This window comes from Cupriavidus basilensis, from assembly GCF_000876015.1.
GTDB lineage: Bacteria > Pseudomonadota > Gammaproteobacteria > Burkholderiales > Burkholderiaceae > Cupriavidus > Cupriavidus basilensis_B.
In genome coordinates this window covers 381,971-402,430 of sequence record NZ_BBQM01000015.1, presented here as the reverse complement: position 1 = coordinate 402,430, position 20,460 = coordinate 381,971, and the positions used below count along the sequence as shown (strand labels likewise).

The window sequence follows — 20,460 nt, the reverse complement described above, 5'->3', positions numbered from 1 at the left end:
ATGCGGCGCTCAGGCGGTCGCCTTGACGCCGGGGCCGCCACGGAACACCGCGATGGGCACGAAGTGCCATTGCGCGGCTTCAGGGTCGTAGAGCGCGACCTGGTCGACTTCCGCGCCGACCGGCACGACGCCCGGCATGCGCTGTATGGCCAGCCCCACGGCCTGGTGCCGCTGCTGTTCCGTCCAGGTTTCCAGCAGGCCGTGCGAGTCCGCGTGCGCGAACAGCCCGGCGTGTTCGCGCAGGCGCTCGTACCTGGCCATGCCTTCGGGGCCGATCTCCAGATCGATGGCGTCGAGCCGCGTCTGCGGGATGTCCTCGGTCTGCATCATGCAGACGCTGGCGAGAGCGCCCTTGCGCCGGACCACGATGCGGCCGTCGCTCGCGGCCCAGCCGCAATGCAGGTTGAGATGGAGCTTGCCGCCGCCGTGCCGGATCAGCGGGCGCGGATCGAAGGTGGCCGCGCGCACCACGTGATACGGCTTGCCGGGGCCGGACATGAATGCGGCGTCGAGCAGGGCGTCGAAGGGCGAGATGTGCACGGACAGCGCGTCGCCGGAGTCGGCGTCGCCCTCCTCCACGAATTCGCACAATGCGTTGCACCAGTTCGGCTCGCCTTCCCTGGGCGCGTAGTTGACCAGCAGGAACAGCTCCGGCGTGGTGTGCAGGACATGCCCGCAGGGGCGGGATGGCGGGTTCGGTTGCGCCATTTGAGTACACCTCCTTTGAGTGACATTGGAGTGACTCAACATATACCCAGTATCGGGCGCGAAATAAATGGGAAATTTCTGTTTTTGCGCTCTCCGCCGCGCAAGATTGACCGCGCCGGGGTCCGGCGGGCCGTGTGCCGCCTTCGGGACGGCTCCTTTCCGGGCCGGCTGTGCCGCGCCGGCAGCCGGCGGACGCGGTGCCGCGGCCCCTCGGAAGAGGCAGGCCGAAACGCTCAAGCTTTGCCGGATTTCTCCGATAGCATCTCATCGCGCGCAAGACCGCCCGCGCCGGGCCATCGACGCAAGGCGAGGCGAGGCGGTCCACCAACCACCGGGCATCAGGACACCGGCCAAGACACCGAGGACACAAGTACAAGTGGAACCAACCGATCTGTATGCATTCCTGCGAGACACCAACCTCGTGGAGCTGATCGAGCAGAACAAGACGACCGACGACCTCTTCGACGTCATCAAGCTCACCGAGAACCAGCACTCCGACACGCTGGCGTGGTGCATGAACCCGAACGAGGGCCACTCCCAGGGCGATGCCGTCATCAAGGATTTTCTCGAGGCCGGTTATGCCGCCAGCGTGGATCCCATCTGGGACAACAAGCGGTTCTTCGAGAAATGGACGCCGGGCAGGATCCGCACGAGCAGTTTCGGCGCCGCGTTCGTTACCCGCGAATTCAGCGTCGAGGTGGACAACGGCACGAAGAAAGGCCGGCTCGACCTGTTCCTGATCGACCCGCAGAACAAGATGCTCATCACGATCGAGAACAAGGCCGGCGCGAACCTGACCGCCGAGCAGCTGGACAGGTACGTCAAGGCGGTCAAGGCCGAAGTCTCGTCGCGCCCGGTCTTCTCCGACTACGACCAGGCCTTTATCGTGCTCGACCGCGACCTGAAGGACTATCCGGAAGACGCCATCGAATCGCTCGGGAAACGATGGACGCTGCTCGACTACAGCTGGCTCGAAGCCTCGGCGAAACGCGCGCGGTTCCAGCTGGCGCGCGACAAGAACGCCGCGCAGCTGCTGGTTGCGTACTGCCAGAAGCAGACGGAATGGGAGAGCCCGGCGGAGCAGCGCATCTCCGAACTCGCCGCCGACCTCGCGCTCGCCCATCCGCAGGTGGTCGAGGCCATGCGCGAAGTGCGCAAGGAGTCCGTCCTCGACTGGAAACCGAAGTCACTCGAAGGCGCCATCGGCGAACTGCGGCTCTTCCAGGCGCAGTATCCCCAGGTCTGCGAGCAGCTCACCGGCATCCAGGGCGTGGCCACCATCGTCCAGCAACTGGTGAGGAGCATGCCCTCGCTGAACCAGGACCTGATCGAAACCGGCAGGACCTGGTTCAACGCCACGCCCGCGCAGACCGTGGATCTGCTGCGCGACGGCGACGATGCCTTCTGGCCGGTCTACATCAACGTGTATCGCGACGCCAGGGCCTCCCGCCCGGACGCGCCGAAGTTCAACCTTCGCCTGGTCTGGGCACGGGGCGAATTCAATGCCGCGATCTGCGACGAGCCGGAACTGCGCGCCCACTTCCAGACGCTCTTTCCCGGCCTGAAGAAATTCGCCGCCTCCGACATTCGCCGCCTGGTCATCAAGAAACACCTGTCCCAGGCCGATGCGGTCAAGGAGTCGAGGAAGCTGCTGGAATCCATCAGCGACCAGATCAGGAGCCGGCCCGTTCTTGCTGCCGACTGAACGAGGGTTCCCCGCCTGCGCTGCGGCGCCCTTCGACACCCCCTGGCGACGCCCCCTAGCGATGCTCCTGCCGGTGCGACGAAGCGCGGCGCGTCCAGACGGCCCCGCCGGACGCGCTCCTGACCTGATCCGCCCACACGCCGTCGATCAGATCGAGCGCCGGCGCCGGCAGCGGAACGTAGTCGAGGTCGATCGCGAAGCGCTGGCCATCGTGCAGCGCCCAGTCGAAGAATTTCAGGACTTCGAGGCTTCGCGCGGGCTGATCGGCCGCGGTGCGCAGCAGGATGAACGTGCCGCCGGCAATGGGCCAGCTCGCCGCGCCGGCCTGGTCGATCAGGAGCTGATACAAATCCGCGGAGCGCCGCCACTGCGCCGCCCGTGCCGCCGCCTCGAACGAAGCCTCGCCCGGCTGCACGAATGCGCCATCGCGATTGCGCACGGAGGCGGTGGTGAGGTTGTGCTCCCGGGCGTAGGCGTATTCGACATAGCCGATCGATGACTTCGTGCGCTGCACCGACGACGCCACGCCCTCGTTGCCCGCGCCCGTCACCCCGGTCGGCCATGCGAGCACCTTGTCCGCGCCGACCTTTGCGCGCCATTCCGCGCTCGACCGCGACAGGAACTCGGACCAGAGGAAGGTGGTGCCGGACGCATCGGACCGGTGCACGACCGTAATGAAGGTGCTGGGCAGATGCAGCCCGGGATTCAGCGCCGAAATGGCGGGGTCGTTCCATTTCGTGATCTTGCCGAGGTAGATCTCCGCCAGGACCTGCCCGCTCAGCCGCAGCTCCCCGGACTTGATGCCGCCGACGTTCATGACCGGCACCACGCCGCCGATCACGGCGGGAAACTGCATGGCACCCGCCCGCTGCAGTTCCTCCTCGGCAAGCGGCACGTCCGACGCGCCGAAGTCCACCATACCGTGCCCGACAAGATCGATGCCCGCGCCGGAGCCGACAGCTTCATAGCGGATGTCGACGCCCGTGGCGCGCTTGTACTCCGCGGCCCACTTCGCATAGATGGGATAGGGAAACGTCGCGCCGGCCCCGCGCAGGACCACGTCGGCGGCGAATGACGGCCGGTGCGCCGTCAGTGCCAGGGCGGCCACCAACAGCAGGATCAGGTGAGCAACACGATTCATGACTTCCCCCGGCGTCGCGCAAGCGTCACAAGCGATGGCTACAGTGATTGCGTGGAATGGGATCATAGATCGAATGCCGCAACGAGCAGATGACAGTCCGCGCCCGACGCAGCGGAGGCAACCGGCCGCCTGGATAGCGGCTGCGGCGCTGGCGGCCGCGCCCCCGGCATTCGGCGCGCACCCGCTGGAGGCCGAGGACACGAGCACCCAGGGCAAGGGCAATATCGAGCTCGAGAACGGCATGTCGTGGCTGCGCGCCGAGGGCGCGACGGTGTTCACGTATCAGCCGCAGATCTCATATGGCCTGACCCCGACCCTGGACCTGATCGTCCAGCCGTCCTGGATACGCGGGTTCGATCCGGATGGCGCGCGAACCCGGGGGCTGGGCGACACGAACATCGACGCGAAATGGCGCTTCCATGGCAGCGCCCCCTGGGCGTTCGGGACGAGGCTGGGCGTGACGGCGCCAACCAGCCAGCATGGCCTCGGGCTGCCTCACGACAAGGTGTCCGCGCACGCGCTGATGCTCGCTACCTACGATGCCGCGCCCTTCACGTTTCACGGCAATGTCGGACTCGCGCGCAACCCGGAGGGAAGCGGGGCGAGAACGTGGGAAAAGCGAGTGGCCGCGGCAGTCATGTGGGCAGCCAACGAGCACCTGATCCTGACGGCGGAGGCCGTGGCCGTCACCGACCCGAACCCCGCGAGCGGAGCCTGGCCGGTGACACTGCTGGCCGGCGTCATCTATACGGTGTTTCCGGGCCTGGATCTGGACATCGGCTATCAGGCCACCGTGCGGGCGAAGGTGCCATCGCGGGAATGGCTGCTCGGGATTACCTATCGGTTTGCGCCTTAGCGCCTGCCTGCAGATTCCCCGCAGCGAAGATTCCCCGCGGATGAGGTTCAACGCTCCGAGCAGGCCGCTATTGCCCGATCTCGCCATTCGCCCCGGGCCAGCGCCCGCTGCGCGCCAGTTCGCGCGCGACCTCCACAAGCACCACGCGCGCGCCAAGCGCGGCCGTCGACAATTCGTCGTCGGGCAGGCTGGCCAGCAGGCTGGTGCGATGCATCACGTCGTCGCGCAGGCGAATGGCGCGCAAGCCATCGGCGCCCGACGTGCCGCCATGCGGAATGCCCACGCGGGCCAGCAGCGAGCCGGGCTGAATCGTGGCGCCCACGCCAGCCCGCACCACATCCATCAGCGTGCCGGCGCCATCGACTTCGAGCACGACATTCGGCATGCCGCCAACTTCGCGAAACGCGTCGAGCACGAGATTGCGCAGCGTGTGGGTGCCGCTCGGGAGAATCAGCGGCAGATCGCCCAGTTCCGCCACCGAGGCTTCGTCGGCGTCGGGCATGCCCGGAAGACCGGCGCTGCCAAGCAGGAACAGGTGCTCGTCCAGCAGCGGCACCACGGTCCAGCGGCGCGCGGCATCGGCCTGGAATACGATGGCCAGATCGAGCTGGCGCGAGTTGAGCAGCGCTTCGAGATTGCCGGCCAGGCCCTCCACGATCCGCAGGCGCACGGCGGGATAGCGCGCGCGCATGGCGGTGACGAAGGGCAGCGCCAGCATCGCCGCAGTGGTGCCGGCCAGGCCGATGCTGACCAGCCCCGACAGCCGCCCCTGCTGTGCCGCGCTGGCTGCCGCCTCGACCTGGCGCAGGATCAGTTGCGCATGCCGGAAAAAATCGAGGCCGGCATCGGTGGGAAACACGCCGGTCGAGCGCCGCTGCAGCAGGCGCGTGGACAGCTCACCCTCCAGCCGGCTGATCTGCTGGCTCAGCGTCGAGGTCGCCAGATCGAGTTCGATCGCGGCGCGTCCCATGCTGTTCAACTCGACGACACGCACGAAATAGCGAAGCTGGCGCAGTTCCATCTGGATATAGGGGGGCGGGGGGTGTTCAAGTATACCGAACACCCGTTCAGCCAAGGCTCATGCCGGTTCCCGGTGCGCCATATAGACTCGCGCCAATGTCCTGTCCCCAGAAAGATTTCCCGATGAGCCACGGAGTTTCCGCATGACCGCGAGCGCCCAGCCGCGCGCCGCGCAGCCGGCGTCCAGTTCCGCCGATACGCAACGGCGCCGCGTCGATACCCGCTTTCGCGGCATTCTTTCCCTCGACGATTTCGAGCGGGCCGCGCAGCGGCGCCTGCCGCGCCCGATCTTCGGCTATGTCAGCGGCGGCGTGGAAGACGGCCTGTCGCTCGACGACAACCGGCGGGCATTCGCCGAATATGGCCTGCTGCCGCGCTTTCTGGCGGGCGTGGCCGGACGTTCGGCACAGGCCACGCTGTTCGGCCGCACCTATGCGTCGCCGTTCGGCATCGCGCCGATGGGCATCGTGGCGCTGTCCGGGTATCGCGGCGATATCGCATTGGCCAGCGCCGCCGCCGGCGCCGGCATTCCCATGATCATCAGCGGATCGTCGCTGATTCCGCTGGAGACCATTGCCGCCGCGGGCGACCGGCCGTGGTTCCAGATCTACCTGCCGCCCGATCTCGCGCGTACCGATGCGCTGCTCGATCGCGTGGCCCGCGCGAAGATCGAGACGCTGGTCGTCACCGTGGACGTCGCGGTGCCCGGCAACCGCGAGAACAACCTGCGTACCGGCTTCTCCACGCCGCTGCGCCCCACGCCGCGGCTCGCCTGGGACGGGCTGACCCGGCCACGATGGCTGCTTGGCACCTTCGCGCGCACGCTGGTCCGTCACGGCATGCCGCATTTCGAGAACTCGTTCGCCACGCGCGGCGCGCCCATCATGTCCCGCAATGTGGAGCGGGAATTCAGCGGACGCGCGCATCTGGACTGGAGCGTGATCCGCCATATCCGCGCCCGCTGGCAAGGGCCGCTGGTGATCAAGGGACTGCTCGATCCGGCCGACGTGCGATGCGCGATCGAAGCCGGCGCCGACGGCATCATCGCCTCCAATCACGGCGGACGCCAGCTCGACAGCGCGGTCTCGCCGCTGCGCACGCTGCCGGCGATGGTCGATGCGGCGGGCGGCCGGCCGGTGATGCTCGATGGCGGCATCCGGCGCGGCACCGACGTGATGAAGGCGCTGGCGCTGGGCGCGCGCTTCGTGTTCGTGGGCCGGCCGTTCAACTACGCCACCGCGTTCGGCGGACACGACGGCGTGGCCTACGCGATCCGCATTCTGCACGACGAGGTGGTGCGCACGATGGGCGCGCTCGGCATCAACGCGCTCGCGCAGATGACACCAGACCGGCTGGTACCGGTACCCCCGCGCTGAATTCCGCGACGACATAAAACATAAACACATACGGAGACAAAGATGGATCGACGACGTTTTCTCGCCACGGCCGGCACGCTGCCCTGGGCCGTGCCGCTGCTGCGCCCCGGATTGAGCGAGGCCGCCACCGGCTATCCGAACCGCGCGATTACCTACGTGGCGCCCTACCCGGCCGGCACCACCACCGACTTCGTGGCCCGCGCGGTCGCCCAGGCGCTCGCGGCCGAAGTTGGCCAGCCCGTGGTGGTAGACAACCGCGGCGGAGCCGGCGGCACGATCGGCAGCGGCCTCGTCGCGCATGCCCGGCCCGATGGCTACACGCTGCTGCAGGGCTCGACCAGCACCCACGGCATCAATCCCACGCTGTATTCGAAGCTGCCCTACGATGCCGAGAAAAGCTTCGAGCCGATCGGCCTGATCGCCTCGTCGCCGCTGATCCTGATCGTCAATCCGCAGTTGCCGGCACGCACGGCGCAGGAGTTGATCGCGCTGGCGCGCGCCAGGCCCGGCACGCTGCGCTACGGGTCGGCCGGCAACGGCTCCTCGCAGCACCTGGGCGGCCAGCTGTTCGAATCGAAGGCCAATGTCGACCTGATGCACGTGCCTTACAAGGGCGGCTCGGCGGCCATGACCGACCTGCTCGGCGGACAGATCGACATGATGTTCGAGATCTTCCCCACCGCCCTGCCCCATATGCAAAGCGGCCGCCTGCGCGCGCTCGGCGTGACCTCGCTGAAGCGCATGCCGCAGCTGCCCGAGCTGGCCACGCTGGCGGAGTCCGGCGTGCCGGGGTACGAGATGGCGACCTGGCACGGCATGCTGGCGCCGGCGGGCACGCCGCGCGACATCGTCGTCGCGCTGAACCAGTCGCTGGCCAGGGCGCTGGCCACGCCGGCACTGCAGGCGCGCTTTGCGGCGGCCGGCCTGCAGGCCGCGCCCGCCTCGCCCGAGGACTTCGGGCGCTTCATCCACGCCGAGGTCCGGCGCTGGTCCGGCATCGTGAAGGCATCGGGCGCACGCATCGAGTAAGCGGGCGCGCGCCGCGCACGCGCGCGAACTGGCCGACCGGCGAGCGCCGCGGTGCTCGGCTCGCAAGCGGGCCGGTCAGCCCGCCACGAGCGCTCTCAGCCGCGCCAGCGATGCATTCACGATCTCGCCATAGCCGCGCCGCTCCGACTCGCCGACCCACTGCGCGAACGCGATCCGAAAGACGGCGATGCCCGCCTCGGCCGCGAGGGTCGCGTCCGGCTCGCCGACACCGCGCTCGCGCAGCGCCTGCGCGAGCGCCGCGGACAGCCTCGCCAGCTTGCTCAGCTCGCGCTCGCGCAGGTCCGCGTTGGCCGCGATCACCGTGCTGCGCAGGCGGGCAAACGGGCGGCGCTCGTCATCGAAGAAATCGCCGGCCTTGGTCAAGGCGGCGGCGACCGCATCCAGCGCCGAAGCCTCGGCCGGCGCCTGGGCCAGCGCCTCGGCCATCGACTGCTGAAGACGCTCGGAGCCATTGAAAAGCACTTCGCGCTTGTCGGCGAAGTAGCGAAAAAACGTGCGCGCGGTCAGCCCCGCGCGCTCCGCGATGGCTGCCACGGTCGTCTGCTCGTAGCCGATCTCACCGAACAGTTCGATGGCCGCGGCACGGAAGCGGCTCTCGGCATCGGGCTCCCAGCGACCCATGTCCCCTCTCTTGTGTTGACACAAAGTGACATCATAAGTCTATACTGATGTCACTTAATGACATCAAGGAGCCCTACCATGCGAATTCTCGTCACCGGCGCCTCGGGCTGGATCGGCTCGGCCAGCGTCAAGGAACTCATCTCCGCGGGGCATCACGTCCTCGGCCTCGCCCGCAACGACGAGTCCGCCGCCAGGATCGCCGGGCTGGGTGCCGAGGTGGTGCGCGGCAGCCTGGACGACCTCGCCAGCCTGCGCGGCGCGGCGGCGCTGGCCGAAGGCGTCGTGCACCTCGGCTACAACCACGACTTCTCGCAGATGGCGGCCGCGGCGCAGACCGACCGCGCGGCCATCGACGCGTTCGCCGACGTGCTGCAAGGCACGGGTGGTCCGCTGCTGGTCGCCTCGGGCTCGCTGGGGCTGGCCCCGGGCCGCGTCGGCACCGAGACAGACATGCCGGACGCCGGAGTCCACCCGCGCATCGCCAACGCGGCCCACGCGCTCGGCCTGGCCGGGCGCGGCATCCGCTCCATGGTCGTGCGCTTCGCGCCGACGGTGCACGGCGCGGGCGGCGACCACGGATTCGTCGCGGTGCTGGCGCGCACCGCCCGCGAAAAACGCATCTCGGGCTACATCGGCGAAGGGCAAAACCGCTGGCCGGCGGTGAACCGGCTCGATGCCGGCAAGCTCGTGCAACTCGCGATCGACAAGGCAGCGCCGGGCAGCGTGCTGCACGCCGTCGCCGAAGAAGGCGTCGCCACGCGCGACATCGCCACGGCGCTGGGCCAGTTCCTGGACGTGCCGGTGGCATCGATTCCCGCCGAACACGCGCAGCAGCACTTCGGCTGGCTGGGCATGTTCTTCGGCGCCGACGCCCCGGCCTCCAGCGCGCGCACGCGGTCGCTGCTGGGCTGGGAGCCGACGCACGCGACGCTGCTGGAAGACATCGCGGCCGGGCACTATCCCGGAAAGTGAGTGAGTGAGTGCTTGAGCGGGCGCGCGGCGCCGTCGTCGCCAGCCGGGGCCGGCACCGCTCGCCCCGTCGCCGCCCCTCGATCTCGCCAGCGCCGGCCATGCACCGCCTGACGAAGGGGCGCGGCCGTTTGCTCAGTCCTTCTACGGCTTCTGCAAGGGCGCCGCGGCGGCCTGCTCGCGCATGCGACGGGCCTCGTCGCGCAGGAACTGCTGGTAATCGTCCAGATCGCCGTCGAAGGGCTCGACGCCGCCCTTGGTGACCAGCCAGAACTCGTCGCATACGGCGCGCAGCAGGGCACGGTCGTGACTGACCAGCATCACCGTGCCTTCGAATTCGTTGAGCGCCATGCCCAGCGCTTCGCGCGTGGCCAGGTCGAGGTGGTTGGTCGGCTCGTCGAGCAGCAGCAAGTTGGGGCGCTGCCACACGATCATGCACAGCACGAGCCGCGCCTTTTCGCCGCCGCTCATCGTGCTGACCGCCTGGTGGACCATGTCGCCGGTGAAGTTGAAGGTGCCCAGGAAGGTGCGAAGCGATTGCTCGGTGCCGCTCTGGCCGGGCGCGCGCATGTGCGCCGGCGTGTCCCTGGCAAGGCGGATCATGTGTTCCATTGGCGTGTCGAGCGGGCGCAGCACGTCGAGTTCCTGCTGCGCGAAGTAGCCGATGTTCAGGCCCTTGCCTTCGCTGATTTCGCCGGCAATCGGCGCCAGCGCATGCGCCACCGTCTTCACCAGCGTGGACTTGCCCTGGCCGTTGGCGCCGAGAACGCCGATGCGCTGCCCGGCCAGCACGGAACGGTTGATGCCCCGCACGATGACCGTGGGCGGCGTGCCCGGCGGCGCGCCGGCCGGCGCCGGGTAGCCGAAGCTCGCGTCCAGCATCGACAGCAGCGGGTTCGGGACGCTGAGCGGCTCCTTGAACTCGAAGCTGAACTCCGCGTCGGCAAGCACCGGCGCGATCTTCTCCATGCGTTCGAGCGCCTTGACCCGGCTCTGCGCCTGCTTCGCCTTCGAGGCCTTGGCCTTGAAGCGGTCGATGAACTTCTGCAGGTGGGCGATCTTGTCTTCCTGCCTGGCCATCGCCGCCTGCTGCAACACGAGCTGCTCGGCGCGCATGTCTTCGAACTTGCTGTAGTTGCCGCCATAACGCACGAGCTTGGCGTTGTCGACGTGCACCGTCACCTGCGTTACCGCGTCGAGGAATTCGCGGTCGTGGCTGATCACCACCAGGGTTCCCTGATAGCGCTTGAGCCACGCTTCCAGCCAGACCAGCGCGTCGAGGTCGAGGTGATTGGTCGGTTCGTCGAGCAGCAGCAGGTCGGACGGGCACATCAGCGCGCGCGCCAGTTGCAGCCGCATGCGCCAGCCGCCGGAGAAACTGTTGACCGGCTGGCCAAGCTGCTCGGCGCTGAAGCCAAGACCCTGGATCAGCGCCTGGGCGCGTGCGGGGGCATCGTGCGCACCGGCATCGTGCAGGGCCATGTAGGCGTGCGCCATGCGCATGCCGTCGTCGCTGGCCTCGGCCGCGGCGACTTCGGCCTGCGCGGCCAGCAGCACGGTGTCACCCTCGACCACGAAGTCGGTAGCGCTCTGCTCGGTCTCCGGCATCTCCTGCGCGACCTGGCCCATCTTCCATGCAGCGGGAATCGAGAACTCGCCGCCGTCTTCGTGCAGCGTGCCGTTGAGAAGAGCGAAAAAAGACGACTTGCCGGCGCCATTGCGGCCGACAAGCCCGATCTTCTCTCCGGGATTGAAGGTGGCGGACGCGCGGTCGAGTACGACATTGACGCCGCGGCGCAGCGTGACATTACGGACGGAGATCATAGGGGGCCACTTCGGAGAAGATCGGCATGATAGCCGACCGGACGCGCGGGGCCGTCTCTTTTCGGGCCGCGCGCGAGCAGACGGCCGATTGCGAACCGCTCGCGGAATCACGAACCGCTCGCGGAGACAGACAGCGGGCAGGCAGCGGGCAGACAGCGCTACAGGCTGCCGAGAAAGCCGAGCAACGCGGCATTCACCGCGTCCGGAGCCTCCTGCTGCAGCCAGTGGCCAGCGCCCGCGACGACTTCGCAGCCCCGCAGGTGGGGCGCCAGGGTCGGCATGGCCGCAACAATGCTGTCCATCCCCGGTATCGCGCGGCCTGTGTCGCGCTCGCCCACCAGATAGTACGCGGGCACCTCGACCTTGATCCCCTCGAAGGCGCCTTGCAGCGCCCAGTTCCTGTCGAGATTGCGGTAGTAGTTCAGGCCGCCGCGAAAGCCGCTGGTCTTGAAACCATCGACGACCGCGGCCAGGCAGGCGGCGTCGAGCCAGGCAGGCACGCTTGCCGGATCCGGGAGCGCATCCAGCAGGCCGCCGGCGCGCGCCACCATGCCGAACGGGTTGGGTGTAGCGGGATCGTCGCGTGGTCCGGCATCGCCGGAGGCCGCAAAGTAGATCTTGCGCACCGTCGTCTCTACGTCAAGCTCCAGTTCCCGCTCGGCGACGCCCGGCTCCGCGAAGTAGTGGGTGTAGAACATCGCGGCCTCGGTCCGCGGGAACAGCCTGCTGGGCGGCATCGGCGCCCGCCCCATGAGAGGCACGCCCAGCGCCACCACCGCGCGAAACCGGTCCGGTCGCAACTGGGCAGCCTGCCAGGCAATGGTCGCCCCCCAGTCGCCGCCGACGATGACTGCCTGACGCTCGCCCAATACATCAAGAAGGGCGACGAGATCGCCGATCACGTCAAACGTGGTGTACGCCGCAATGTCCGCGGGACATTCGCTGCGGCCATAACCCCGCAGGTCCGGTGCCACCGCCCGGAAGCCCGCGGCGGCGAGCGCGCTGCGCTGGTGACGCCAGGCAAGCGACGTCTCGGGGAAACCATGCACCAGCAGCACCAAAGGCCCGGCCCCCTGTTCCGTGACGTTCAGGCGAATGCCGTTGACTTCCAGGATGCGTTCGTGGACTGGGTTCATGGATCGAATGAGCGATAGCGTACCGGATCGTATAATACCGTAACTATCAACGTTACGGAAATGCACTCATGGCACAGGACACCCGTCTCGCCCGCTTGTTGCACGTGCTGATCCACATGCATCTTCGCGACGGCACCACCACATCGGAAACCATCGCGCAGATGCTGCACACCAATGCCGTCGTCGTGCGCCGGACCATGGCGTCGCTGCGCGATGCCGGGCTGGTCACATCAACCGGCGGCCGAGGCGGTGGATGGGAGTTGGCCTGCGACCTGAACCGCGTGACTGCGCGGCATGTGTATGACGCCATCGCTCATACCACCGCCTTCGCAATCGGGTCGGCAGATGACAATCCGAGCTGTCCTGTCGAAAAGGCGGTGAATCGACTCATCGAAAGCGCACTGCAGGATGCGGAGGCCGCGCTCCTGCGCACGTTGGGCGCCAGGCCATTGACGGCGCTCGTGCATGGGGTGGCGTCGGTGCGGGGGCGGCGGGGGTAGGTCTTCGGAGGGGGCGCTGCGGATGCTGGTGGGGGGACTGACATGGAGGGCGGTGACGACCCTTCTGGGCTCTTCGGCACGTTGCGAAAACAAGGCACATCCAAGAGCTAAAATCGTGAAACGTCTGACTATACCTGCGTCATTAGTAGACTTTTCGTGGCGTGATGTTATCTGGTCGATCCTAGCGGTTCACGGAGTGTTTGAGGGATTTCCGCTGCTAGACGTGCACGGCTGGGCTAATCCTGCACTAGGTCAGGACCTTTCAGTACCACTCATCACGCTGAGGAATGGCTGGATAGATTTGCTGTAACCATGTCGAATACCAGACGAGAAGAAACCACCACAGTCCGACTTCCTGACACAAGGTTCACATTCTGTCGCATACTCGTTTTTCCAGTCAGAGATGGACTTGACGTAGGAAGTCTCGACGTCACGATTCACAAGGCACAGCGGATGGTTATACACGGAAGTCTTGAGGCCATAGCTCCTCAAGATCTTCACGGCCTTGCTCAGTTCCGATTTGTATTCGATAGGGTCGATCCAGAGCGCATCTAGATTTGCTCGTGTGAAGCCTGTCATCTCCAGCGCCATCAGTGCGACATGATCGACAAACAGCAGATTGCGTGCAATGAATTCGGCCAGTTCCGGCAAGCCTTGACAGGTTTGCTTGTGGAGCACGATGCGAATCTCGACTTTCTGATTCAAGCGTTTGAGGTTGAGGATGCCGCGGATGGTTTCGTCGAACGCGCCCCTGGCTTGCACAACGTAGTCATGGCGAGCTGGATCGGCCGAGTAGACTGGTATGCCGACCATCATATCGGGATGGTTGACAGCGGCATACTTCTCCGAAAATTGTGCGTCTGCAAATGTCCGTCCGTTAGACAGGATATGCAGCGAGGTATGCGGCAGCCAATTCTTGATGTGATAGAGTAAGCCAATAAATTCGTCGCCATAGAGTGTTGGTTCACCGCCGGTAATGCCCAGATTGCGTGTTTCTCGCGGGATAACGCGAACGGTTTCTTTGGCTTCGTGCAGAAGCCAACTGTCATCTACTCGCTTGGGCGGCTGCGAGCACATCAAACAATAGTTGTTGCACTGCTCTGTGAGCAGGAGGCTGTTGTGGTTGGAACTTGCGCGGTACAGCGAGCGAACTCGGCCATCGCTGCTCAGAGCGATGACATCATCATCATCCAGGTACCGAAATTCGTCGCCTAGCAAAATACATGGCATCCCGTCCTCGAGTGCTTCAGGCCGAGAGTTGAAAGCCAAGTAGTGTGCAAATCCCACTGGTATCGGCCCCGAGCCTTTGGCTAGGAAAGCTTTGCCTCCGCGCAGCGGTTGAGGAAGCGTACGATTTGTGCTCAGACTAAATACTTGGCGCTGAGCGGTACGTTTTTCCTGCCAGATGACGCGCCCTGTGAGAGTTAGCATCGGTTCACCCACCGCATAAAGATTTCTTTCGCTTCAGCATCTCGACGCATGATGTCCAACAAGTGCTTTGTCACGCCCATCATGCGTCTGCAAAATTCGGATTCTGGTTTTCGACCCAAGACATCGCCATACATCGCATGATGAAACACCGGTTCAGCTCCGCACCACGGCTCAAAGGCGCAATCGCTGCACATTGGTGCAGAACCCGTAAATGAGTCCTCCAGCGCGCTGAGAAGAGCGTCATTTGTAAAGATCTGCTCGTAGGTGTTCTCGTATACGTTTCCAAGTCGGAACGTCGTATCTCCCATTTCGCGAAGCATGCGGCTTTCGTCCGACGCATATACTTCACCATCGTAATTGAACACCACCGCAGCGATACCTGCACCTGCCGGATTCATCAAATCAACAAACCCAGGATCACTCGACGTCAACATCTTGGTCAGAATGAGGCTGGAGTAATACTCGGTAAATGGCAGGCCAGCCTTGTTGAGTTCCAAGATGTAGTCCAACCCTTCTTTGTAAAACTGCAACCATCGCTCGGCGTTGTAGGCCTGGAAGCTCTTTGTCTTCATGGCAAAACCATAGGGAGACAAGTGTCGCAGGAAGATGCCGCTGAAGCCATGCTTGACGTACTCGTCGACGATGTCTCTGACGCGATTTAGGCTTGCTGGAGACGTTGTCATAAGCGCCGATACGGAGTCGTATCCGACAATATCCCTCGCCCGCTGAAGCCCTGCGACAAACCGTGCATGACTATCACGCCCTGGGCGCGCGCGATTCTTGTTGTGCAAGTCTTCCGGACCATCCAACGATGAAGATAGATAAATGTAGTGGTCTCGGCAGTACTCGAGGATTTCATCCGTCGCGAGTGCTAGAGTCGTCGTAATAACGAACTCGAGGTCGCGACCTTCAACGTGGCCACGTCGCTCAGCTTTCTCAACCACATATCGAATTAAATCGAAATTAAGCAAGGGTTCACCGCCCTGGAACTCAATTTTGATGGCCGGGTTGGGTGAACGGAAGACTAGCTCCAGGGCATTGTCCGCGGTCTCACGCGTCATGTCGAAGGCATCTTTGTCTTCTGACTGGCGAGATACTTGACAATACTGACAGCTATGATCGCAGCGCAATGAGACAACGAACAGATGCAAGTTCGTAAAGTTCGCAAGCTTACTGAGTTTGGTACGAGTCTTTAGCGCGAGCAATTCTAGACTCGCCTCGTCTCCATCTTCCCTAATAAAGTGCCGCGACCGCAGAGCGGTGTAGTCACTGTCTGAAGGCTTCAGGCGATGATGGACCAAGTCATTGAGCTTTTCGCGAGTCAAGAAGGTAAACTCACCAACCGTGTTGGTGAGAACCACCTCCTCACCGTCCAGCGGCTCGAACCGGAAAGGCAGGAGATGATACGTGCCAGAACGGTCCAAGTAGCTTTCCAATGGCTGGAACTTGCTCATCCTTGGAGTCCCGTGCGCGAAAAAGCGTATGCCAGGATGAGGTTCCGGGCGGGCTCTGTCTCTTCTTTGATTTGAAGACGCAGTTGCTGGTCAAGCAACTCCCGCTTGAAGTTAGCCAATATGTCGTCCAATGCGGCGCTTCCAGGCTTTACCGAATCGATTTCGCAAATTAGCTTATCCCCGCTTTGGGATATCAAGATGGTGAGGCGATCAATGAACCGATAGGCTGCCTTCTGAACAGCCTCCAGACGATAGATGGCGGGGTCCAGTTCCAGGCGTAGTGTCATCGTTGGCTCAAAAAAAAGGCTCCCAAAGGAGCCGGTACTAACATCCTGGCAACCTATTAGCGGCCGGAGTAGTGGGATGCATGGGACGCGTGAGATGCATGCGACTGGTGATAAGCCATCAAGTTGCCTTCTTCGGCATTGCGTTTCAGCACAAAGCTGAATGCGTCACCGCCCTGAGTACGAACCGCAACTCGCTCCTTAGTCGCAATGTCGGACGGGGCAACCGAGCTTTGCGCGGAAGAATCCTGCGTAGGAACTTGCATAGCCGGAGCATTTTGAGCGGCAAATCCAGCGGCCACTGCCGCGAATGCTTTGAGAAATCCTTTCATTTTGACCGTTCCCCTGAATGTTGATGTGAATTTTCCCCTACTGCAGCAGCACTCCAACCTAGAACGCGCGCCCGAACTTTGTCCTGAATGTAGCACGACGTTACAAAAAATTACCATTGAGTTTTGCGAGTATACATCCACTGCGCGCTTCGCGGTGCGTACGTTAAAGCACACGAAAGCCCCCTCGTTGTGGGGGCGGCGACCTGAGCGGCCACGAGAATGCGTGATTGCCCGCTTTCCATTCCAAGAGTAACCTTTGACGTGGCAGCAGTCGTGTGCACTGCAGCAACAAACATACCGGACAGCTAATCTCGTCAATATTAGGCTCGAAAACCGTGTCGTAGGCTGGGGATCTTCATGGGAAGGTTAGTCGACAGCAAACGGATCGGCCGACCGAAAGGCGCAAAGTTTTAGCCATTTGTCGCCACCGGGCGAGCATCGCTTCCTGGCCGGAAGGCCTCGATCGAATCGCACTTAAAACGCAAAATATCAAGCGAAGCTCAACGCCCGCCCACCTTCTTCATTGCCCCAAGAAGCGTCTGTCAGGCAGACCAATAGTCTTCACATGGATCGGCAGACTGGAAACTTGGGTATCCAGGATACGACAAGTGAATGAAGGCCGAAAATTCTCATCCCAGGCATCTGTTTTTTGCCCTATTGCGCCCTTCAGGCAGCCATCCGGCGAAGACTCTGCGGCGGGTGGCCCGTGACCCGTATGAACGCCCTGCGCATCCGCTCGGGATCGGCAAATCCGACCGAGTAGGCGATCCGCTCGATCGGCTCGGCGCCCCGCTCCACTCTCTGGCGTGCTACCTCGACGCGCAGCCGCTCGACGGCCTTTGCGGGCGTCTCGCCAGTTTCGGCCAGGAATGTTCGCCCGAACTGCCGGGGACTGAGGCATGCGACGGAAGCCAGTGTCTCGGTGGAGAGCGGCTCGTTCAGATGCTCGCGCATATACGTCAGTACCTCCCGAATCCTGTCGGACTCCGGCTCCATGTCGGCCAGGGCAGAGAACTGGGACTGGCCGCCTGGCCGGCGGTGGTACACGACCAGCGCCCGGGCTACGGCATGCGAGGCCGCATGGCCGAGGTCTTCTTCGATCAGCGCCAGCGCCAGGTCAATCCCTGCGGTCACGCCAGCCGACGTCCAGATATGCCCGTCTTTCGCGAAGATGCGGTCTGACTGCACCCTGGCTTTCGGAAACATGCGCTGCAGCTGGCGCGAGTGCTTCCAGTGCGTGGTTGCGCAACGACCGTCGAGCAAGCCAGCCTTGGCAAGTATGAACGCGCCGGTGCAGACGCTTCCGATGCGCCGTGTGCCGTTTTCCTGGGCGGCGGCAAGGTGCCCGGTGATTGCCGGCAGCCCCGCGGGGTCGTCCGATATCTCGCCACCGACGACCAGCAAGGTATCGAGTGTCGAAGGGATCGAATCGGTAATGACCTTCAGACCGCCGGAGCTTGCGATCTCGCCGCCGGCCTGGGAGACGACGTGACACCGGTATGCTTTGATGCCGGCGTCCAGCTCGGCCAGCTCGAAGGCCGCGAGCGGGCCGCTCAGGTCTTGAATCTGGAAGCCTGGGTACACGAAGAACCCGATGTGCCGAATTGCCAGCGCGGGATCGATGCTCATGCACATGTCGAACGTCGGGAGAGGCGGGAGAGGACAGCCGTGGCGCGATGCCCGTCGGGCCGGATGCTGTTCTCTCGCACGAGTCAAAATGGCTTCAGCACGGCGAGCATTGCGATGCCGGCGAACCCCGCCAGGAGCAACGGGCTCGCCCGCCAAGGTCTTGCGGCGGCCCCGCCGGCGAGGCGGCGAAGTCTTGCGGACTGCATGCCGTGCGCGGCCGCGAGCAGGAGAGCAAGGGCGAGCTTGACATGCAGCCACGGGGCGCCAAACCAGCCTCCGGACCTGGCAAGCAGAAAGCCGAGCACCAAGACCAGGAGCATCGCCGGCGTCGTGACCGCCCTGTCCCATCTGCGCAAGGCCGCCGAGATCCTCGCGACGTCCTGGCCGGATCTGGCCGCTGCCCACAGGAATGCCGCCACGGTCATCACGCCAGCGGCGAAGATCAGCGCGGACACCACGTGCAGTGCCTTGAGCCAGGGGTATGGCGCAACGAGACTCATCGGGACGGCTCCTCCCCGAGGCCGGCGATCTTGCGCGAGATGAAAGCCGCATTGAAGAATCCGCCGAACGGCAGGACGGCAACCAGAAACACGCGGATCACGTCGCTGCGCGACCAGCCGGCTTCGGCGACGGCTTGCATGGCGATCCACAGATAGATCAGCAACGCGAGGCCATGCAGCGGCCCCAGGACCTGCACACCGACGGGCCAGCCGCCGAGGTGCTTCAGTGGAACGGCGACGCCGGCAAGAAGAATGAGCGTGGTGCCCTCGATCACCGATGCGAACTCGAGCCGGCGAAGTTGTGCCCGCCGTTGCGTCACTGCCTCGGCATGATTCGGCTCGCCGGGAAAATCCGGTTCCTGGCCACGTCGAGAGGCGCGGCCTGCCAGGCCGGTGCGCGGGGACTGCGGTTCCATGAGGAATGGCTCCTGGTGTCTGGAAGATCGAAACCCTCGTTTTATATCCCGGGCGCGGGCACCGGCGTGAGTGGCAGAAACGACGAATTATGATTGTTTTCTGCCAAACATCGGCTGACAACCTGGCGCGGCCAGAAACGAGGGAAGTTCGTCCTTTCGCCATCAGGAGGCGTTGGCGAAAATGCCGCTCGACTTGACAACCAGCGACCGGTGATCGGATGAACACTCAGACCAAACTCAACGAACGCGCCGCGTCGCGTTCCAGGCCGCGTCCGGCCGTGTTGCGCCCGGCGGCGATCGCGGGCATCGCCGTGGCAATCGTCGGCGTCGGACTCTTTGTCTTCGCTCGCAAAACGCCCGTCGCCAACGCGGCGATGACGCCGCCGATGGTGTCGATATCGGCGCCACTCTCACGGCAGGTGAACGAATGGGATACCTACGTCGGCCGCTTCGAGCCCAGCCGCACGGTAGAAATCCGGCCGCGCGTATCGGGCCAGATCACCGCTGTCCACTTCGCCGATGGCGCGACCGTTCGTCGGGGCGAGTTGCTGTTTACCATTGACCGCAGGCCATTCGCGGCGGCCCTCGCCGAAGCCGGCGCGAGCCTGGCAAGCGCGCGCAGCGAACTTGCGCTGGCCCGTGCCGATGCGCAGCGGGCAGACAATCTGGTCGGCGAAGACGCTGTTTCGAAAAGCGAGCTGGACCGCCTCCACGCAAGGGTGCAGGCCGGCATTGCCGCCGTGGCGGGTGCGCAGGCCCGGGCCGACGCCAGATCACTGGATCTCGAATTCACCGAAGTCCGCGCTCCGATTGCCGGAAGGGTTTCATACCGGCGCGTCGACCCGGGCAATCTGGTCGCGACCGGAGAGGGCGGAAGCGGGACGCTCCTGACCACCGTCAACGCGCTGGATCCCATCTATTTCGTATTCGATGCGTCGGAGGCGCTCTATCTCAAGGCACTGCGCGCGAAGCAAGGCGGCGCGAAAATGTCCGCAATCGAGGTCCGCCTTCAGGACGAAGCCGACTATCGCTGGCGCGGCGCGCTCGACTTTACCGACAACGGCCTGGATCCGCGGTCGGGCACCATCAGGCTGCGCGCCGTCGTGGACAATCCCGGACTGTTCCTCGCGCCCGGCATGTTCGGCAACATGCGCCTGGCCAGCGGCGGCGCCACGACGGCGCTGCTGGTCCCCGACGCCGCCATACAGACCGATCAGGCGCGCAAGGTTGTGCTGACCGTATCGAAGGACGGCACCGTCGAAGCGAAGCCGGTGGCGCTGGGCCCGGTGGTCGACGGCCTTCGCATCGTGCGCTCGGGCCTGGCGCCGAATGACAACGTCGTCGTCGGTGGCGTGCAGATGGCGGTCCCCGGCAGCAAGGTGCTGACCAGGCCGGGAAGCATCAAGCCCGCGGCGCCCCTGAATCGCTCGCTCACGCCGGCGACCGCCGGCGAGGCCACCTTTGCCTCCTAGGGCAAGGCCCCGGCGGCATCTCCTCCTTAAGGAAAG

At 64.7% G+C, this 20,460-nt stretch carries 20 protein-coding genes; 7 read left to right on the top strand and 13 right to left on the bottom strand.

The window, feature by feature from the left end; genetic code table 11:
• Positions 1-9: 9 nt before the first annotated feature.
• Positions 10-708 carry a hypothetical protein gene (locus KF708C_RS15745; RefSeq protein WP_020203422.1) on the bottom strand — a complete coding sequence of 233 codons (699 nt, stop codon included), beginning with the start codon at positions 706-708 and terminating at the stop codon, positions 10-12.
• A gap of 376 nt (positions 709-1,084) precedes the next feature.
• Between KF708C_RS15745 and KF708C_RS15740 the strand changes: the two genes are divergently transcribed.
• The gene (locus tag KF708C_RS15740; protein ID WP_059412523.1) at positions 1,085-2,413 is read left to right on the top strand and encodes a PDDEXK-like family protein; all 1,329 of its coding nucleotides are present in this window, start codon (positions 1,085-1,087) and stop codon (positions 2,411-2,413) included.
• A gap of 55 nt (positions 2,414-2,468) precedes the next feature.
• Here the strand turns inward: KF708C_RS15740 and pstS are convergent, their stop codons facing one another.
• The gene (gene pstS, locus KF708C_RS15735) at positions 2,469-3,554 is read right to left on the bottom strand and encodes a phosphate ABC transporter substrate-binding protein PstS (protein ID WP_059412522.1); all 1,086 of its coding nucleotides are present in this window, start codon (positions 3,552-3,554) and stop codon (positions 2,469-2,471) included.
• Positions 3,555-3,627: 73 nt separating this feature from the next.
• On the opposite strand from pstS, the gene KF708C_RS15730 reads away from it, so the two are divergent.
• Positions 3,628-4,410, top strand: a complete 783-nt coding sequence (locus KF708C_RS15730) for a transporter (RefSeq protein WP_059412521.1) — start codon at positions 3,628-3,630, stop codon at positions 4,408-4,410.
• A gap of 67 nt (positions 4,411-4,477) precedes the next feature.
• On the opposite strand, the gene KF708C_RS15725 is transcribed toward KF708C_RS15730, so the two are convergent.
• Positions 4,478-5,431 (bottom strand): LysR substrate-binding domain-containing protein, encoded by a 954-nt coding sequence (locus tag KF708C_RS15725; protein ID WP_059412520.1) that lies wholly within the window; start codon positions 5,429-5,431, stop codon positions 4,478-4,480.
• 142 nt (positions 5,432-5,573) lie between these two features.
• On the opposite strand from KF708C_RS15725, the gene KF708C_RS15720 reads away from it, so the two are divergent.
• Together KF708C_RS15720 and KF708C_RS15715 are read left to right on the top strand one after the other, a co-directional pair.
• Positions 5,574-6,806: an alpha-hydroxy acid oxidase gene (locus tag KF708C_RS15720; protein WP_059412519.1), complete on the top strand. Its 1,233-nt coding sequence runs from the start codon at positions 5,574-5,576 to the stop codon at positions 6,804-6,806.
• A gap of 42 nt (positions 6,807-6,848) precedes the next feature.
• Positions 6,849-7,835 carry a Bug family tripartite tricarboxylate transporter substrate binding protein gene (locus KF708C_RS15715; protein WP_059412518.1) on the top strand — a complete coding sequence of 329 codons (987 nt, stop codon included), beginning with the start codon at positions 6,849-6,851 and terminating at the stop codon, positions 7,833-7,835.
• 75 nt (positions 7,836-7,910) lie between these two features.
• Here KF708C_RS15715 and KF708C_RS15710 read toward each other — a convergent pair whose 3' ends face one another.
• Entirely contained in the window at positions 7,911-8,477 is a 567-nt protein-coding gene (locus KF708C_RS15710; protein ID WP_059412517.1) for a TetR family transcriptional regulator, read from the bottom strand.
• A 78-nt stretch (positions 8,478-8,555) separates the two neighbouring features.
• Between KF708C_RS15710 and KF708C_RS15705 the strand changes: the two genes are divergently transcribed.
• A complete protein-coding gene (locus KF708C_RS15705; protein WP_020203430.1) occupies positions 8,556-9,449 on the top strand; it encodes an SDR family oxidoreductase in 894 nt (297 codons plus the stop codon).
• A 141-nt stretch (positions 9,450-9,590) separates the two neighbouring features.
• Here KF708C_RS15705 and KF708C_RS15700 read toward each other — a convergent pair whose 3' ends face one another.
• Positions 9,591-11,270, bottom strand: coding sequence for an ABC-F family ATP-binding cassette domain-containing protein (locus tag KF708C_RS15700; RefSeq protein ID WP_059412516.1), 1,680 nt, complete (start codon positions 11,268-11,270; stop codon positions 9,591-9,593).
• 158 nt (positions 11,271-11,428) lie between these two features.
• A complete protein-coding gene (locus KF708C_RS15695) occupies positions 11,429-12,406 on the bottom strand; it encodes an alpha/beta fold hydrolase (RefSeq protein WP_059412515.1) in 978 nt (325 codons plus the stop codon).
• Positions 12,407-12,474: 68 nt separating this feature from the next.
• Here KF708C_RS15695 and KF708C_RS15690 point away from each other — a divergent pair, with 68 nt between their 5' ends.
• On the top strand, positions 12,475-12,906 hold the full coding sequence (locus KF708C_RS15690; RefSeq protein ID WP_020203433.1) for an RrF2 family transcriptional regulator: 432 nt from the start codon (positions 12,475-12,477) through the stop codon (positions 12,904-12,906).
• A 252-nt stretch (positions 12,907-13,158) separates the two neighbouring features.
• Here KF708C_RS15690 and hxsC read toward each other — a convergent pair whose 3' ends face one another.
• The 7 genes from hxsC to KF708C_RS15660 all read right to left on the bottom strand — a co-directional run bounded on the left by hxsC (position 13,159) and on the right by KF708C_RS15660 (position 18,952).
• Positions 13,159-14,337 (bottom strand): His-Xaa-Ser system radical SAM maturase HxsC, encoded by a 1,179-nt coding sequence (gene hxsC / locus KF708C_RS34580; RefSeq protein WP_082079582.1) that lies wholly within the window; start codon positions 14,335-14,337, stop codon positions 13,159-13,161.
• Complete coding sequence (gene hxsB / locus KF708C_RS15680; RefSeq protein WP_059412513.1) at positions 14,331-15,791, bottom strand: His-Xaa-Ser system radical SAM maturase HxsB; 1,461 nt, start codon at positions 15,789-15,791, stop codon at positions 14,331-14,333. Before hxsB ends, hxsC begins: the two co-directional genes overlap by 7 nt.
• The gene (hxsD, locus tag KF708C_RS15675; RefSeq protein ID WP_059412512.1) at positions 15,788-16,078 is read right to left on the bottom strand and encodes a His-Xaa-Ser system protein HxsD; all 291 of its coding nucleotides are present in this window, start codon (positions 16,076-16,078) and stop codon (positions 15,788-15,790) included. The genes hxsB and hxsD overlap by 4 nt, the downstream gene beginning before the upstream one ends.
• Before the next feature lie 56 nt (positions 16,079-16,134).
• Positions 16,135-16,407, bottom strand: a complete 273-nt coding sequence (hxsA2, locus tag KF708C_RS35680; RefSeq protein WP_156173837.1) for a His-Xaa-Ser repeat protein HxsA2 — start codon at positions 16,405-16,407, stop codon at positions 16,135-16,137.
• 666 nt (positions 16,408-17,073) lie between these two features.
• Positions 17,074-18,036, bottom strand: a complete 963-nt coding sequence (locus KF708C_RS15670) for a GlxA family transcriptional regulator (protein ID WP_059412617.1) — start codon at positions 18,034-18,036, stop codon at positions 17,074-17,076.
• Between the two features lie 83 nt (positions 18,037-18,119).
• Positions 18,120-18,536: a CopD family protein gene (locus tag KF708C_RS15665; protein ID WP_059412511.1), complete on the bottom strand. Its 417-nt coding sequence runs from the start codon at positions 18,534-18,536 to the stop codon at positions 18,120-18,122.
• Entirely contained in the window at positions 18,533-18,952 is a 420-nt protein-coding gene (locus KF708C_RS15660) for a DUF3817 domain-containing protein (RefSeq protein ID WP_231586493.1), read from the bottom strand. Before KF708C_RS15660 ends, KF708C_RS15665 begins: the two co-directional genes overlap by 4 nt.
• 218 nt (positions 18,953-19,170) lie before the next feature.
• Here KF708C_RS15660 and KF708C_RS15655 point away from each other — a divergent pair, with 218 nt between their 5' ends.
• Positions 19,171-20,424 carry an efflux RND transporter periplasmic adaptor subunit gene (locus KF708C_RS15655; protein ID WP_059412509.1) on the top strand — a complete coding sequence of 418 codons (1,254 nt, stop codon included), beginning with the start codon at positions 19,171-19,173 and terminating at the stop codon, positions 20,422-20,424.
• Positions 20,425-20,460: the final 36 nt, after the last annotated feature.

Excerpts from the sequence above, each read along its gene's own strand:
- KF708C_RS15745 (WP_020203422.1), bottom strand. The coding sequence starts at position 708 with ATGGCGCAACCGAACCCGCCATCCCGCCCCTGCGGGCATGTCCTGCAC.
- pstS (WP_059412522.1), bottom strand. The coding sequence starts at position 3,554 with ATGAATCGTGTTGCTCACCTGATCCTGCTGTTGGTGGCCGCCCTGGCA.
- KF708C_RS15730 (WP_059412521.1), top strand. The coding sequence starts at position 3,628 with ATGCCGCAACGAGCAGATGACAGTCCGCGCCCGACGCAGCGGAGGCAA.
- KF708C_RS15725 (WP_059412520.1), bottom strand. The coding sequence starts at position 5,431 with ATGGAACTGCGCCAGCTTCGCTATTTCGTGCGTGTCGTCGAGTTGAAC.
- KF708C_RS15720 (WP_059412519.1), top strand. The coding sequence starts at position 5,574 with ATGACCGCGAGCGCCCAGCCGCGCGCCGCGCAGCCGGCGTCCAGTTCC.
- KF708C_RS15715 (WP_059412518.1), top strand. The coding sequence starts at position 6,849 with ATGGATCGACGACGTTTTCTCGCCACGGCCGGCACGCTGCCCTGGGCC.
- KF708C_RS15710 (WP_059412517.1), bottom strand. The coding sequence starts at position 8,477 with ATGGGTCGCTGGGAGCCCGATGCCGAGAGCCGCTTCCGTGCCGCGGCC.
- KF708C_RS15705 (WP_020203430.1), top strand. The coding sequence starts at position 8,556 with ATGCGAATTCTCGTCACCGGCGCCTCGGGCTGGATCGGCTCGGCCAGC.
- KF708C_RS15700 (WP_059412516.1), bottom strand. The coding sequence starts at position 11,270 with ATGATCTCCGTCCGTAATGTCACGCTGCGCCGCGGCGTCAATGTCGTA.
- KF708C_RS15695 (WP_059412515.1), bottom strand. The coding sequence starts at position 12,406 with ATGAACCCAGTCCACGAACGCATCCTGGAAGTCAACGGCATTCGCCTG.
- KF708C_RS15690 (WP_020203433.1), top strand. The coding sequence starts at position 12,475 with ATGGCACAGGACACCCGTCTCGCCCGCTTGTTGCACGTGCTGATCCAC.
- hxsC (WP_082079582.1), bottom strand. The coding sequence starts at position 14,337 with ATGCTAACTCTCACAGGGCGCGTCATCTGGCAGGAAAAACGTACCGCT.
- hxsB (WP_059412513.1), bottom strand. The coding sequence starts at position 15,791 with ATGAGCAAGTTCCAGCCATTGGAAAGCTACTTGGACCGTTCTGGCACG.
- hxsD (WP_059412512.1), bottom strand. The coding sequence starts at position 16,078 with ATGACACTACGCCTGGAACTGGACCCCGCCATCTATCGTCTGGAGGCT.
- hxsA2 (WP_156173837.1), bottom strand. The coding sequence starts at position 16,407 with ATGAAAGGATTTCTCAAAGCATTCGCGGCAGTGGCCGCTGGATTTGCC.
- KF708C_RS15670 (WP_059412617.1), bottom strand. The coding sequence starts at position 18,036 with ATGAGCATCGATCCCGCGCTGGCAATTCGGCACATCGGGTTCTTCGTG.
- KF708C_RS15665 (WP_059412511.1), bottom strand. The coding sequence starts at position 18,536 with ATGAGTCTCGTTGCGCCATACCCCTGGCTCAAGGCACTGCACGTGGTG.
- KF708C_RS15660 (WP_231586493.1), bottom strand. The coding sequence starts at position 18,952 with ATGGAACCGCAGTCCCCGCGCACCGGCCTGGCAGGCCGCGCCTCTCGA.
- KF708C_RS15655 (WP_059412509.1), top strand. The coding sequence starts at position 19,171 with ATGAACACTCAGACCAAACTCAACGAACGCGCCGCGTCGCGTTCCAGG.